This is a genomic window from Rhodococcus cerastii (assembly GCF_033042195.1).
Lineage (GTDB): Bacteria > Actinomycetota > Actinomycetes > Mycobacteriales > Mycobacteriaceae > Rhodococcoides.
This window is the reverse complement of sequence record NZ_JAWLKF010000020.1, coordinates 1-14,412: the sequence shown is the minus strand read 5'-3', so window position 1 is coordinate 14,412 and position 14,412 is coordinate 1. Positions and strand designations below refer to the sequence as shown.

Below are 14,412 nucleotides of genomic sequence, written 5' to 3'. Positions count from 1 at the left end.
TGTTTGCGCCCAGTCTCGTCGTCAGTCATTTGAATGACGCCACAAAGACCCTGTTTCACTCGCATCCAGTCGGCGATCGCTCTCGTGGTGACGTTCATCGACCACAGAGTCGAGTCGTTGTTTCGGATGCATTGCTCGCGTGTGGCTTTGCGACGTCCGGGGCCGAGCGAGGCCGAGAGGGTGCGCACGATGCTCTTCTGTCTCGATCGGGTCCATCGACCTGCGTAACGCAATTACATAGTTCGAGCGACTAAGCGGTGACAGCGCAGAACAGCAACTTCGATGGGAACTCGTTGAACGACTCAGGTAGGAGCGACTCGACCGCTGGTGCTGGCGTACCAGAAGGCTGGCACCCAGATCCCTCCGACGGCAGTACCGAACGATGGTGGGACGGTCAGGCTTGGACCGGTGCTACTCGACCCGCGTCAGTACAGCAGTCGCCAGCCGCCTCGGCGAACAAGACGGCAAGAACGCGCATTGCAGTAGCTGTCGGGCTTGCGATCGTCGCGATCATCGCAGGTGTCGTCGTGTGGACGGTGACCGGCAACGACGAGCAAGAGGACTCAACGGCCTCTGACACCACGACGAGCGCGCCTGCCGTCCAATCGTCCAGCGATGACTGGTTTTCTGCTATCTGCGCTCCCGGTACCTTCGACGATGGCGGTGCCTACCAAAGCCTTCCGAACTCAGCTGACGGAACCGCGCAGTGTCGATCGAAGGTCATTGCAATCGCTGGCCGAGCGAGTGGTCCGATGGTGTACATCGGCTCGTACGACTCTCAGTTCAAGCTCGAACAAGATCTACTTCGAAAGGGAAGCTACGCAACGTTGGCGACGTCGGACGGCAATACAGTGCTGTTCGCTCTGCCCCGAGAAATCCCCGGCAGCAGGTCCGTTCTTTACCCTCTGGAGAAGTTCGGATTCGAGATACAGGTCCGCGACTAGCGGCCGCCACCAGAAGACGCGGTCTCGGTCAACCGCATCCCCGGTCCAGTCAGAGCGAGGTCAGGCACGACTCCACTTAACCTGTGCCCACCAGGCGTACGGGTCGACGACAACGCGCGTGACATTGCCCCCGATCGAAAAGTACTGATCGACGGCTCCGACCACGGTCGTGGTACCTCGCACACCGGCACTGTAGACACGCGCCCCATTGCGGTCGTACATGTTGATGCCGAACCCTTCTTCGGTCGCAGACCCGTTCACGTTCAAACGGAGAACGGAACTGGCATGGCCCGCGCTGTATGTCAACGCCACGGCATCTGTACTTGCCTCAGAACCGGAATAGCTATTGCTATAGGTACCTGCAGACGCCCCCGCCGGTAGTGCCACAAGAGCAATCGCAGCAGCCGCGGCGACGGTGCCGGCCCTCATCACGTTCTTCAGTTTTGTCATGTCGGCGAGGATATTTCGTTCCGTCCAGGGCCGGTATCCTCCGAATGCCCGACCCCAATCCCCTCTGCCCCAGACTTTTTCGTGCTACAACCCGACCTCGAAAGTAGCGATATCGGCACGTAGCGCTGAGGCTGGCGTGCGAGTCGGGAAACTCAAAAGAGCAGTACCTACCGCAGAACGAAGTCTCTCGCAGTCTTCAATGTCGGCTCGACGATGTCCATCGCGTACACGTTCCGGTGCGAGCTTCCCCAGTTGTAGGGGAAGTGCGCTGCGGGGTGACTGAAGTTGGCGATCACGGTCTCCACGCCGGCGAACTCGGCGTACTCCAGCCATTCGTTCACCGGGTCGATTCGCTCAGCGGCCTTGACGTGTGGGTTGATCAGCGTTCGAAGTGCCCTGCTCTGCAAAATAACCAGGGTCGGCTCGAGTATCCGAACTGTTGCGGCGAGATGCGGCAGACAAGCCCGGTCCATCGCTGGTACTTTCTCGGCCTGAAACCGGCGGCCCTTGGACGAGTCAACGGGACGAACAGCGGAGCACAGGCGTTTGTTCACGAGGGCATAGCACTGCATGACGTGCTGTGGCTCAGGGTCGTTTGTCAGAGGCAGCAGCTCACCTGCGCGGTCGTTACCTAGTCCGCGACCGAACGCAGCACGAAGCGCACTTGTCGTGCCGAGCATGTGCGGGTGGCGGGTACTGAATGCCATCCCAATCGCTTCGTCTTGCTGCCTGCGACGCGTCTCCAACGATATGTGTCGATCCGGACGCCCCATTTCCATGCCCAACACAAGCACCCGAAGAGGATTGCCGTCTTCGTACATGTCGTAATGGAGCCCAACGTGAGATAGCTGTCCCTCGTAAAAGTCGGCGCTCCGCTTCGATGCCGCGCTGCTGCAGCTCGCCCCAGAAGCACATACGAAGCCGTGCGCACCGTAGACCGAACTCGTCAGATACTCGTCGAGTTCTGCGATCCGATGACGGGTCCGATCCGGATCGCTGGTGAACTGAGCCATCATCGAAAAGTACCGGGGAAACACCGACACCACAGAAGAATCACCCGCTCACCCACCTCAAGGGTCTCGCGCTGACACGAACAAGCTAAATCCCGCGATCGTTGTCGTATCCATGCTCGTGCACCACAAGATCGGACGGCTGCACCGAATACGTGTCCGGATTTGGCCGACGCTCTCCTTCCGGTCCGGGTGCGTCTGCGAGCAGGCGCGCGATGTTTCGCTGCGCTTCCGGATCGACGGTCACGACTTCCTCGGCACGGCTATCAGTGACACCCGTGATTGCTCGAACCTGCACGGCGCGGTCTGTACCGGCGGCGGCGCGGACACGTTGCTCGGCGGCATGGCGATTGCCGGCCAACGTGACCGACCGCAGACGCCGTCCCCGTTCTGCGATGGCGCTGTCGAATACGACAGCGGCGGCGAGGTCGGCGGAGCGGCGGTCGGGATCCGCGGCGCGCTGAACAATCGCCGGCCATTGGTCCGTCTCTGCCTGGACACGTCCTGCAGCATCGCGGGCTGCCCGTTGAGCGTCGCGAACCTGACGTTCGAGGCGCTCCGTCCGTAGCCGCGCGTCGGCGACTGCGGGTTCGAGGGATTTGCGTTCGCGCCGCCTTGTGGTCGACAGCTGCTCGGTGAACGACGTGTATTCGCTGCGTGCAGCCTCGTGTTGCGCACTGATCCGACGCAGTTCGCTGTCGAGCTCGCGGGCTGCGGCAATCGCGGCGGCTTGCTCGTCGAGTCGGGCATACAGCTTCTCGGTGTCCGTGACGACGGTGGGTTCAGTGCGTCCGCGTCCGGCGCGGTCGACGAACGCGGTTAGCGCGGAGTCCGGGACGAGCCTGATCGGGTCCTGCTCCATCATCTCGAGCAGAGCTGCATCGGCCTGCGAGAGCACCAGCTGAGGATCAGGGGCACTCTCGGTAGCCTCTTTCATCGACAGCTCTGTCGGAGCAAGTGTTTCCTGCTCGCGCTGCTCGGTCACGGCGGAGACTGCTGCTGGCGCGTCGGCGGCCTCGACGGAAGGCTGCACCCTCGTTGACGTAGTCGGGGTGCCGTTTATCGCGGCACGTTTCGCTGCCTGTTCGGCCCGCCACAGCATCGCTTCGGTGCGGTCGACCTCGGTTTTGAGCTCGGCAAGGGCGGCGAGGTCGATGCTCTCGGCCGCCAGGCGGGCGGTGGTGACGTCGACGGCGGTGACTTCTCCCCCATCTGCGGCGGTGACGCGCTCGTATTCAGCGGCGGCTTCGTGCGCCCGGGTGCGTGCGGCGGTGGCGGTGCCGTCGACGAATTCGGCACGCCAGATCTCCCAGTCGAGACCGCGTTGAGCGAAAGCGCGGGCATCGTCGTCGCCGCCGGCGGCCGCGATGTCGGCGGCGACTGCGGGACGGATGACGGTGTCGATGTGATGCCAGAGCGCTTCGGCCTCGAATTCGGTGTCCATCCAGTCCTGGCGGGCGTCGAGCATCGCGATCCGGGCGGGGCGTTGCCGGTCGGCTCGCTGCTGTAGCTCGGCGAGCATCGTGCGGGCATGGAACTGTGCGGGGCTGGTGCCGTCGGAAATCCGAGCACGTAGCTGTCGGTACTTGACCTTTGCGTCGTCGAGATCTGCGGTGAGCAGGCGGACTCGTTCGTCGGTGGTGACCGTCGGGTACGGCAGCTCGATCGTCTCGATTTGCGAGCGCAGTGCCTCCCACACGTCGGCTTCGGCATCGTCTGCACCGGACTCGACGACGTCGGCACCGGTGTACTCGTCGTACCCGCTGTCGTGCTCCGGCGGCGGCGCTTGGTCGTAGTCGACCGGGGCGTCGAGTGCGTCGAGGGAGGCGAGGTAGTCGGAGTCACTGCCCAGCGGGATTGTCGGCGCGGCTGCGTCGACTGCTGCTGTGGGCGCGTTGACCGGTGCCGGGAGGTTGTCCGGATCGGCGAACTCGGCCGGCAGCACGTCGGCGGTGGTGTCGCCGATCGTCTCGTCGAGTGGGGCAAGGACTTCTTCGTCCTCGACCGACAGTGGTTCGACGGTGGGTGGGGTGTAGGTGCGGGCGAGGTGGTTCTCGCGCACCAGCATCTCGGCCCGCCACGTCAGCGCGGTGGCGAGTTCGTGGGCGGGCAGGGTGACGCCGTGATCGACGGGGTCGATGCCGCCGTGCAGGAACTCGTACGCGGTCCCGAGCAACTGGCCCGGTGTCCACAGTGTCGGGTCGGCGGCATCGACGGTCGCGACGAGCGAGGGCCATGCCGGATCGGACATGACGCGCACGGCGGCGGTGTAGCCGAGGAGTTCGGTCAGTACCAGTGCCCAGGATGGTGCGAGGACCGAGCCATCGGTGTCGGTGTCGGTGTCGAGGGCGGCGGCGGAGAGTTCACCGGACAGTCGCCACCACAGTGCGGCAGCGGGCAGCTCGTCGGGCAGCGGCGAGGTGGCGAGGGAGTCGCGGACGAGGGTGTGGACGTCGATTCCGGCGCGGGCAGCGGCGGAGAGTCGGTCGGCGAGGATCGGGAAGTACGGATCGCGGGCGATGTGGGTATCGAGTTCGTCGACGAACGGACGCCACCGCTTCACGGCGTCGTTGGTGGTGCCGATGATCGTCTCGGCGCGGGTGTCGAGGCGGCGTTGCGCTTTCACCGATCCGGCCGCGTATTGCTCGGGTCCGGTCGGGCGGCGGTCGGCGGGGTCGACGTCGTGCGCGGCGCGGAACACCGCGAGGTCGGTGAGCAGGTCGAGGTCGGGTTCGCCGGTGAGCAGTGCGCGCGCCCAGACCGGTGCCGTTGTCGGTGTCCACGTGGCGACGTCGGCGGCGATGCGGTCTCGATGACCGGTGATGGCGTCGGCGCGGGCGTCGAGGTAGCTCGCCCACTCCGGTTCTTTGCGCAATACCTCGGGGATGGCGGGCAGCCACGGCAACGGTCCCCGCGCTGCGGAGTGGCGTCCGGTGGCGTCGAGCCGCCAGTCCAGGACTGCGGCCCGGTCGAACGCGCTACCGATTTCGCGTTCGGTGATTGCGGTGTTCAGTGCGTCGACCGGGTCGCGTCCGTGCGCGGCGAGGATCGCGAGGTGTCCGCGCAGGACCGGCCACGCGGCGTCGTCGGTGAGGCCGGCGATCGCAGTGTCGGCGGCGGTGTCGATCGCGGCCATCACTGTGGGTCCGGCGAGGACTTCGCAGGCGGTGGCGACGGAGTAGTCGTAGGCGTTCGCGGCCGGTGCCAGGTTGACGTGCGGGTCGTCGGCGGCAGTGAGGGTGGAGTGCGCGGAGACCTGCGCTCCGTCGCGGCGCAGGATCGCCCGGAAGTCGTCGACGGCGGTCGGGGGGAGCATTCCGCGTTCGGTCATCGCGGTGTGCAGGTCGCCGTCGGAGGCAGTCGCGAGATACATGTGGTTGTTCAGTCGCCCGCGGGTGAGTGCGACGTAGGCGAGCTGTCGGGTTTCGTCGCCGGTGGCCACGACGTGGCAGGTGTCAGCGGTCGACCCTTGCGCGGAGTGAACCGTTCCGGCGTAGCCGAGTTCAGTCGCGGACTGGACGTAGTCGGCAGCCAGGGTGACGGTGCGTCCGAGTTCGAGGTGCCGGACCACCAATGATCCGTCACGGCCGACTTTCTCGACGGTCCAGCGGTCACCGTTGCGGACCCAGTCGGTCTGCGAGAGCGGGTTGCGGCGATCGTTGGAACGGGTGCGGACGATGTCCCCGACGCTCGCGCGGAGGCCGTCGGCGAGGACGGCTTCACGTCCGACCTTCGCGTCGGTGGCGGCGAGGCGGTCGGTGCGGGCGCGGGTGTTGAGTTCGGCGACGAGCTCACGGGTCGGTGCGAGCAGCAGTGCGTCCTTGCCGGCGGCGCGGTCGGTACTCCACGCGCTGTAGGCGTCGTCGGTGACGGTGGCGATCGAGCCGACGTGCAACCTCGAGTGGTCGATGTAGAAGCCGATCGCAGCGTCGTCGCCGTCACGCAGTGCGAGTGATGCTGCGCCTTCGGCCGCGCCCGTTGCTTTGTCGCGGAAGCGCACCACCTGCGAGAGGGTGAGCGCACCGACGCGGTCGTGGATGTCGCGCAGGACACCGCCGGATGCGACGGACGCGAGCTGTTGATCGTCGCCGATCAATCGCACCGTTGCTCCGCGTTCGGCGAGGGCGGTGACGGCGTCGTCGAGGTCGAGGGTTCCGGTCATTCCGGCTTCGTCGACGATGACGAGCGTGTCCTCGCCGATGTTGGTGTACCACTCGGGAACGGACACCGGATCGCCGTTGCGTAGACGCTTGGTGATGTCGACGAACTTCGCCAACGTATCGGTAGTCGTCAAGATATCTTGACGCAGGACTGCGGCAGCGGCAGCGGTCGGTGCGAACCCGACGACGTGCCCGCCTGCGTTCTGCCACGACCGTGTCAGTGCGGTCATAGCGGTGGTCTTGCCGGTTCCGGCGGGTGCGAGTGCGAGCTGAAGTTTCGCACCGGAGGTGGCCATTGCGCGCACCAGTGAGCGCTGTCCGGCGTTGAGTTCGCGGCCGTTCGCCGCGGACTCGAGCAGCGCCATCTCCACATGCTCGTCGGCCACTGCAACACCGTCGTTGCGCTGTGCAAGGGCGACGATGCGCGTCTCTGCGTCGAGGACGGCAGTGGTGGTGAACAAGGTTGTTTCGTGGCGGGTGTGCACGTCGCGGCCGTCGCGTCGACGCATCACATTCGGGGCGATGTCTGCGGCGACGTCGTCTCCGAGTTCGTCGCCGAGAATGACGGCGAGGTCGGTGCTGCACGCGCGGTCGGTGATCGCTTCGACGAGGTCGGTGATGCGATCGGCCGGCGGATTCGCGGTGCGGACCTGGCGGATCGCTTCGGCGCGAATGTTGTGCCGTTGGTAGCGCGAACGGGCTCGGGAGACGACCTCGACGACGTCGGCGGCGGTGTAGTCGATCCAGCGCGGGTCGTCGACGTCCACGCTCGCCCGGGTGCGCTTCTTGCCGGTCACCTCGGCGACCATTTTCGACAGTGCCTTCGGTGATCCGAGTACGTCGATCGCCTCGGCGCGCCACCCTCCTCGTTGCTCGGCGTGGGAGCGCGGTTCGTGTTTGGCCTGCCGGGTTTCCAGTGTCGCGCGCTGCGCGAGCCGTATCGCTTCGATGGCGGTCGGTTCGCGGTGATGCTCGGCCTGGAACTCGCGTGCGAGTTCGGCGGTGCGCACGACGATGGCGGCGTTACGGGAGGACCAACGCTCCGCCAGACGGGTGTCCAGGCCGACGATTTCACGGACGGGCCGCTTCGACCTGTCCTCGCTCGGCCGTTCGGCGAAGTCGACTCCGATGCGTTCACGCAGTTGCGCTTCGAGGGCGGTGTTGTAGACCTCGGAGGCGGGAACGTTGTTGCGGTACAACGCGGCCCCGTCGAGCGCGAGCCACTTCGTCGTCCCGTCCGGCAGGGTCGTGGAAACCTTGTTCGAGATCGCGACGTGGGTGTGCAGGTTCGGATCCCCGGCGCGCGAATCGCGGTGGGTGAACGCTGCGGCGATCAATCCGTTCGCGTCGACTTGCGCGATACCGCCGTTGCCGAGACGGGTGAAGCAGGCGTGCTCTTCGAGGTACTCGAGTGCTGCTGCGATCGCGGCGTCGTGTGCTGCTTCGATCTCCTGCGAGATCTCCCGCGGCGCAACCGCCCACAGCGCCGACACCGACTTGACCGGAGTGAACGTGAGGTCGAACCCGGCGACGGCTTTGGTGTTCTGCCGCCCCGATTTGGCGACCCACCCGGACAGTTCACGCTCGTCGGCCGGGGCACGTCCGTACTCGCGCTCGAACATCTCGCGCGCGACGCGGGTGCGGATCGTCGCGCGCGATTCGGCTTCGATCGGTGCGTTCCATTTCGCGCGGGCCGCGAGATTGTGCTCGACGAACGCCTTCGCGCACGCGACCCGATAGTCCGACGCTCCGTTGTCGATCTTGAACGCACGTCCGAGCTTGATCGCGGCCGACGCTGCCCGCTCGGCGTTCTTCGTCGACGCACCGACAGCGAGCTCGGCCGCGAACTTCTCGGCGTACATCGTGTCGGCCTCGGGGTGCAGGCCGTCACCGAACAGCGCCTTCATGTGCGCCTCGGAAACGTGCTCCCCCGCACCGATCGTGTTCAGCTCGGCGAGACCGGACCCGGTCCACCGGCCCGGTGACTCCCCTTTTTCGGAGTAGTACTCGGCCAGTGATGCGGCCCCTCGTTCGGTGGAATCCGCCGCTGCAACCTGCCTGGTCAGGTACGTATACCCGTCCCCCGCAGTGAGCTTGTGCAGACCCATCATGGACCGGATCCTACCAGTGAGATCCGCAAAGCAGCCTAAATGCATGAGGTCTGTGGGTTGGTTTTGGCTTTGGATCGGTAAATGGTGGCGGTGGAATTGGCTGGACGAACTGTGGTTTCGGTGGTGGTGGATCTGTGATGTGGCGGGAGGTTGTGTCAGGATCTGTGAGATTGTCGGGGTCTGGGGCTATGGTTGGCCGCATGGCGTCGACACAGGCTCGGATGACTGCGCGTGCTCGGGCGCGTGCGGCGCAACAGAAGGTGCTCGCGGATCGTCAGCGCCGGGACGCAGCGAACATGGCGTCGTTGACGGCGTTCTTCACCGCCGCCGAGCAGATCGACGCCGCGAAACTCGCGATGGCCCGGGCGCTCGACGACATCCGTGCCCGTGAAGGAACACTCGCCGCCGCCGCGACACTGACCCAGATCACGACCGGGGAAGCACGCAAACTCCTGGCCCTGCTCACCGACACCGCCGACACCGATCCCTCGGACGACTCCCACACCGCCGACACCGGCACCGGCTCGTCGCCGGACACCGTCGCGGCACCTGCCGACGACACGAACGGAGAACACAGATGAGCGTCTACACCGACGAACTGGTGGCGGCATTGACCGACGCGGGCTACCCCGCTCCCCACGCACCGGACACGGATCCGAACGTGCTCGCCTGGAGCAGCGACGGCACCGTTCCGCATATCCATCTCGACGACACCGGCCGGGTACGCGTGCACACCGCGGCACGCCTGGACGCCGAGTTCACACTCGGCCCGCAGCGCCAATCCGCCGCCGACTGGGTCGCGCTGCTGCACCCGTGCCTCGCATCACCTGTCGCCGCCGCGACCGGCACTGCGATCGCCGAACCCGCGTCGGTCGTGCAACGCAGCGCGGCGCTGGTGTGGCTCGAACCTGACTTCGACAGTCACGGGACGTACGCGGTCTACACCGACAACGCACGCATCCGCGTGTCGGACAAGATCGGCATCGCGACCGCAACCGACTTGTTCGGCACCGCTATCGGACACCAACTCGGCGTCACACCGTCGGTGCTGTCTCTGCTGCAATCGGCACACCTGGGAACGGTGATGATCAACGCCGACCTCGCCTACGCGTCGGCGGTCCAGTGGTCCAGAATGTGGCTGCCCGCGATCTCCTTCCGCGACACCCGAGGGTTCATGGAGCGAGCTGCCATCCGATTCGGCGGACACGAGAAACCCGCGCAACCGTCCGTTCCCGACGCGCGTTTTCGTGACTTCCACGCCCCGACGATCCAACTCGCGGCCGGAGGATCGAATACGACATCGACCTTTGCCGACGCGTCCTCCGTTGCGTTCGTTGTGCTGCGGAACGCGCGGCGTCGACACCTCGCCGACGGTCACCACGTATCGGGACGCTGACCGTGACCGCGACGACGCAACTGGCACTGTTCGGCGGGGACACCGTCGTCGAACCGGAGAGGTCGGTTCGTCGGTCGTGGCGTCCGTTGCAGGGACCGTTGACCGCCAAGACCGTGGCACGGTTCTGGACGAAAGTGGTCATCACTCCGACGTGCTGGCTGTGGCGATCGGCCGTCAGCTGTCCGGACGGCTACGGCCGCTTCACCTTCACCGACGGCGACACACCACGAACGTTGTCGGCGCACCGGTTCGCACTGTTGCTCGCGCACGGCGACCTCGGAGACGGGATCGTCGGCGAGCACGACTGCGACGAAACCCTTTGTGTGCGAGTCGATGACGGCCACCTCAAACGCGGCACCCAATCGACGAACCTTGCACACGCCGTTGCAACCGGACGCCACATCGGACCGACACCCGCAGGCGGCGATCCACGCGGACGATACGGACGAGCCGTGGCGATCCGCGATGCACTCCGCGACGGCTACGACGCCGACCGACTGCGCGCCGCCCTCGCCGGATACAGCTTCGACGCACAAGCACCACCAACACTGTTCTGACACGACCACCGACAACGTTGTCGGTGGCGACCGGTAGAGATAGATCCATCAAGGCTTCGGGCCGCTGCACCGCACCGGTGAGAGCAGTCCTCAACGAAAAGGACTTACGAGATGACGCTCTCCTCGCTCTTCACCGACGACGTCGGACCGCTCCCCCTGCTCGCTGTCGCCGGTGCCGGATTCCTGATTTGGTACGTGCGGTATCTCGGCGAGAACGACCCTGGATGGAAGGGTTTCGTGGCGAACATTCTCACCGTTATCGGTGTCGGCGCGTACCTCGTCGTTCTCGCTGTCGTGTTCGGCGCGTTCATTGCGGTGATCGGTGCGTTCATCGCGGTGATGCTGTTCATGGTTCCCCTGTTCGCGCTCGGCGGTGCCAGCGGAGTCGATGACCGCAGGGCCCGTCGCGGGTACTACCGCAACCAGTACGACAACGACTACTACTGACCGTGCGGCACGCCCGCAACTGGCGCTTTGCATGCACCGCACTCGTGCAGGGTGACGTCGGCGCAATGGCGCTGTGCATCCTCTGCAACAGCACTCGTGCACAGATTCCGTGCGCCGCACCGGACTGCGGCTGCACGACTGCACCGCGACACCGGTACAGAGTCGTTGACGCCGCTGTGCCGCTCACCCAGCTAAAGATCTGGAAGATGCGCTGCGCTGATCTCGTCCGGTAGCTCGAGCTCTCCGGAGGCCGACATCTGTTTGTGGCAGGATCTGTCTTATGGGGTGGGAGCAGATTTTCGAGTCGTCGATACCGTTGGTCGTCGGGTTGTTCTCCGGATGGGTTGCATCGCGTGCCGCACGCAAAACACCACACGAGAAGTTGAAGGCGCTGATCGAGATTCAAGCAGCCTTAGGCCCTAGCGCCGACCCCAGCGGGACCATAGAAAAGTCGATCGAGCTCGAGCTGAAGCGGCTCGAACGGTCAACAGTGTCTGTCGACTCGACGTGGCTTCAGATTGTCTGGGCTCGGTTCCTCAACAACCCAGCAGCTGTAATAGTTGGCTGCGGCCTAGTCCTCTACTCAGCGTTGTTTGTCGTGGCACTCAATCGCTTCGGCGGTTCCATGGGTGGCGGTGGTACGACTGATGCGAACGACAGCAGCTATGTCTGGGTCTTCGTCGGACTGGTGCTTGCTGCGACGTCCGTTGTTGCGGCGACATACGCGAGCTACAGACGGGATCGTCGCGCTCTGCTGCGGGACTGACATTGCTTGCGGTGATGCTCTAGACTTGGTGGCAAGTTCGAGCGTCGATGAGGGTCACGTTCGAGCGCGCCCCACCCGTACCAATTCACCCCGCACTGCGTTCACCGCACTGTGGGTTGTGTGGCTCTGTGAGCGATCGGTACCTGTCCGGTGGGGATTTCCGCGCACCGAAACTGGAAGGCCCTCACCATGTCTGTCTCTCCCGCTGTCGACAAAGACACCGCCATCGCGCGCGCACGCGCCGCGATCGAGAACCGCACCAAATACATCGAGTCACTCTTCGACGCCGCCCAGGCATCCGCTGATGCGCGCGAGAAAGTCGCCGACGCAACCCGCGCGGCCGAACGCGCGAACGCCGAACACGCCGCCGCGTACAAAGAAGCGATCGACGCCGGGTGGACGGTTGCCGAACTCACCGGAAGTGGACTGACCGCCCCGACACCGGTGGGCAAGAAGGCATCCAAGGCGTCAGCGAAACGCGCCACCGGTCGCGGTACGCCGCGCCGCCGAGTCGGTGCCGAGAACACCACCGCGGCACCGGACCGACACCACGATGACGACGCCTCGTCGCCTGCACCCGACGTATCGACCGAACCGCAGCCCTCGACTGCACCCGCGCACTGAACACTGCTGCCCTCGCACCACCCGCGCACCGGCACCGGTCGCGAATCCCCAGTGCGCCCCTGCACGCTCGACACATCTCGCGTGCGGGCGCACCCCATCACGTCAAAGGACCACACACATGACCCAGCCCGGATTCAACGTCGAAGTAGCCTCCCTCGACCGCAACGGCGACCCAGGCTTCGTGCACGCACGCGGCTCGTTCTACACCTCCCGCTCTGCCGCACAGTTCGCACTCACCCAAGCAGCAGCACTGGCAGACACCTACGAGTTCGACACCGTCTCCGTCGTCATCGACGCAGTCGGCGAGGGAACCTCACGCCGTGATGTCCAGTTCATCGGCACCCCCGGCGAACTCGCCGCCGACCTCACCGCACTCCCGGACTACAAGAACGGTGTCCTGCGCACCGTCATCCCCGCACCACGCAACGTCACCGCGGCGGTAGCCGCCATCGTCGAAGCAACACCGCCGCTACCCGACTCGGCGGTCGACGGCCCCGACGCCGTCGCAGTTCTCGACGTGGAGGTGTACTCCACCCGGCCCGGCCCGATCCCGAACTCGCGCACCGACGTCGGCGCGTACACACCGCAGGATGCGCACCGCATCGCCGAGCAGCTCGCGGCAGATCTCGGCGGCACTATCGAGCCGATGCGCAACGAGACGGTGCTGCGGGTCACCCACTCAGCGGACGTCTCCGACACCGACCGCATAGCCGCCGAGCGGTCCGTGCAGGTGCGGAACCTGCGGGCGAACCTCTCCGTCCTCGACCCGGTCGCCGACGCCGAACACATCACCGCACTCGCCGCCGACCTCGACGAGCTACGAGCTCGATCGAGGCCGGCCGGCCGCCCGGACAACACCGCAGCTGTGTCCGCGTCGGTATCGACGCCGTCGATGGCGCACGCAGCGGACGTCGAACGCTCCTCGACACGTCCGCGCGGGTTGGTCACTCCCCCGACTGGACGCTCGTCCAGAGCTGCACAGGCCACCTCGTCCACGCTGCACACCGCCCCTGCCCCGACACACACAGCGGCGATATCGCGGTCGGCCGATCACGGTCTCGGGTGACCACTGACCACCAGCTCCCACCGCAGAGCAGGGAAGGGCGGCACCGACTACCTCGGGCCCCGCAGCGCGCCGACGCGGTCGGCGACGGTAAGCCTGCGTTCCGGCTCGACGGCGGCGACCTCGGCGCGGTCCTGGCGTTCGAGGCGGTGCTGTGGAGCGAACCGATGACCGGCGTACTCCGCGAAATCGACATCACGCCCGGCCGGGTACGCGTGGTCGTTCTTCAGACCGAAGCGCAGAAGGGCCTCTACCCGCGATACACATCCAGCGGTGACCACGATGCGCCGTATCTGGCCGACTACGACATCGACTTCGGCGACGAGGTCCGGATCGGCGATCGCCACTGACACCGCTCGTCCGACTCAGCTCGGCCGTACACGCGAGAAAGGCACCCACACAGCCGCTGTGGGTGCCTTTGTCGTTCGGGCCGGGTTGGGCGCGCGGTCAGCGCTGCGGGTGCGGCGCGGTGCCGGGTGCGCCGAAGATGCCGGTCGCCAGTGCCCACGCGGTCAGGGTGCGGCGTTCGGCGTCGGTGGTCTCGTCGGCGTGGAGGTAGTCCCACTCCTGCAGCGCATCGAGGTCGTGGGCGTCGGCTCCGACGTGTCCGCACCACCACAGGTACGCCCCGATCGGGGACTCCACCTCGTGCCCGTGGGAGTCGACACTGCGGGTGTCTCGTTCGTTACGGGGTCCGGTGCGGGTGAGGGGACTGTCGAGGGTCACTGCCCTGCCCGAAACGTGTTGAGCCTCTGCCACAGTGCGCGTTGAGCGCGTCCGTGCTCCACGAGGTGATCGAACAGGTACTCTTATCCTCACCCCACCTCCAGGCGTCTTCGACGTCATGTGAGCGTCGGCGTGTCGGCTTTGTTTGCACGTGAGCT

13 protein-coding genes are annotated in these 14,412 nt (G+C 65.8%); 9 read left to right on the top strand and 4 right to left on the bottom strand.

What is annotated here, in order from left to right:
* Positions 1-257: 257 nt before the first annotated feature.
* Positions 258-944 (top strand): DUF2510 domain-containing protein, encoded by a 687-nt coding sequence (locus R3P93_RS24665; protein ID WP_394855351.1) that lies wholly within the window; start codon positions 258-260, stop codon positions 942-944.
* A gap of 60 nt (positions 945-1,004) precedes the next feature.
* On the opposite strand, the gene R3P93_RS23185 is transcribed toward R3P93_RS24665, so the two are convergent.
* From R3P93_RS23185 to mobF, 3 genes are all read right to left on the bottom strand, one after another.
* Positions 1,005-1,394, bottom strand: coding sequence for a hypothetical protein (locus R3P93_RS23185; RefSeq protein ID WP_317534227.1), 390 nt, complete (start codon positions 1,392-1,394; stop codon positions 1,005-1,007).
* 167 nt (positions 1,395-1,561) lie between these two features.
* On the bottom strand, positions 1,562-2,407 hold the full coding sequence (locus R3P93_RS23180) for a hypothetical protein (protein ID WP_317534226.1): 846 nt from the start codon (positions 2,405-2,407) through the stop codon (positions 1,562-1,564).
* Between the two features lie 85 nt (positions 2,408-2,492).
* Positions 2,493-8,675 (bottom strand): MobF family relaxase, encoded by a 6,183-nt coding sequence (gene mobF / locus R3P93_RS23175; protein WP_317534225.1) that lies wholly within the window; start codon positions 8,673-8,675, stop codon positions 2,493-2,495.
* A gap of 200 nt (positions 8,676-8,875) precedes the next feature.
* Between mobF and R3P93_RS23170 the strand changes: the two genes are divergently transcribed.
* The 8 genes from R3P93_RS23170 (at position 8,876) to R3P93_RS23135 (ending at position 13,878) form a co-directional block, all read left to right on the top strand.
* Positions 8,876-9,256, top strand: a complete 381-nt coding sequence (locus R3P93_RS23170; RefSeq protein ID WP_317534224.1) for a hypothetical protein — start codon at positions 8,876-8,878, stop codon at positions 9,254-9,256.
* Positions 9,253-10,071, top strand: a complete 819-nt coding sequence (locus R3P93_RS23165; RefSeq protein ID WP_317534223.1) for a hypothetical protein — start codon at positions 9,253-9,255, stop codon at positions 10,069-10,071. Before R3P93_RS23170 ends, R3P93_RS23165 begins: the two co-directional genes overlap by 4 nt.
* 2 nt (positions 10,072-10,073) lie before the next feature.
* Positions 10,074-10,628 carry a PHD finger domain-containing protein gene (locus R3P93_RS23160; RefSeq protein WP_317534222.1) on the top strand — a complete coding sequence of 185 codons (555 nt, stop codon included), beginning with the start codon at positions 10,074-10,076 and terminating at the stop codon, positions 10,626-10,628.
* Between the two features lie 111 nt (positions 10,629-10,739).
* Complete coding sequence (locus tag R3P93_RS23155) at positions 10,740-11,075, top strand: hypothetical protein (RefSeq protein ID WP_317534221.1); 336 nt, start codon at positions 10,740-10,742, stop codon at positions 11,073-11,075.
* 280 nt (positions 11,076-11,355) lie between these two features.
* Positions 11,356-11,841: a hypothetical protein gene (locus tag R3P93_RS23150; protein WP_317534220.1), complete on the top strand. Its 486-nt coding sequence runs from the start codon at positions 11,356-11,358 to the stop codon at positions 11,839-11,841.
* 189 nt (positions 11,842-12,030) lie between these two features.
* Positions 12,031-12,465 (top strand): hypothetical protein, encoded by a 435-nt coding sequence (locus tag R3P93_RS23145; protein ID WP_317534219.1) that lies wholly within the window; start codon positions 12,031-12,033, stop codon positions 12,463-12,465.
* Positions 12,466-12,583: 118 nt separating this feature from the next.
* Complete coding sequence (locus R3P93_RS23140) at positions 12,584-13,531, top strand: hypothetical protein (protein ID WP_317534218.1); 948 nt, start codon at positions 12,584-12,586, stop codon at positions 13,529-13,531.
* Positions 13,528-13,878 carry a hypothetical protein gene (locus tag R3P93_RS23135; RefSeq protein ID WP_317534217.1) on the top strand — a complete coding sequence of 117 codons (351 nt, stop codon included), beginning with the start codon at positions 13,528-13,530 and terminating at the stop codon, positions 13,876-13,878. The genes R3P93_RS23140 and R3P93_RS23135 overlap by 4 nt, the downstream gene beginning before the upstream one ends.
* Before the next feature lie 97 nt (positions 13,879-13,975).
* Here R3P93_RS23135 and R3P93_RS23130 read toward each other — a convergent pair whose 3' ends face one another.
* Positions 13,976-14,254 (bottom strand): hypothetical protein, encoded by a 279-nt coding sequence (locus R3P93_RS23130; RefSeq protein WP_317534216.1) that lies wholly within the window; start codon positions 14,252-14,254, stop codon positions 13,976-13,978.
* Between the last annotated feature and the right edge of the window lie 158 nt (positions 14,255-14,412).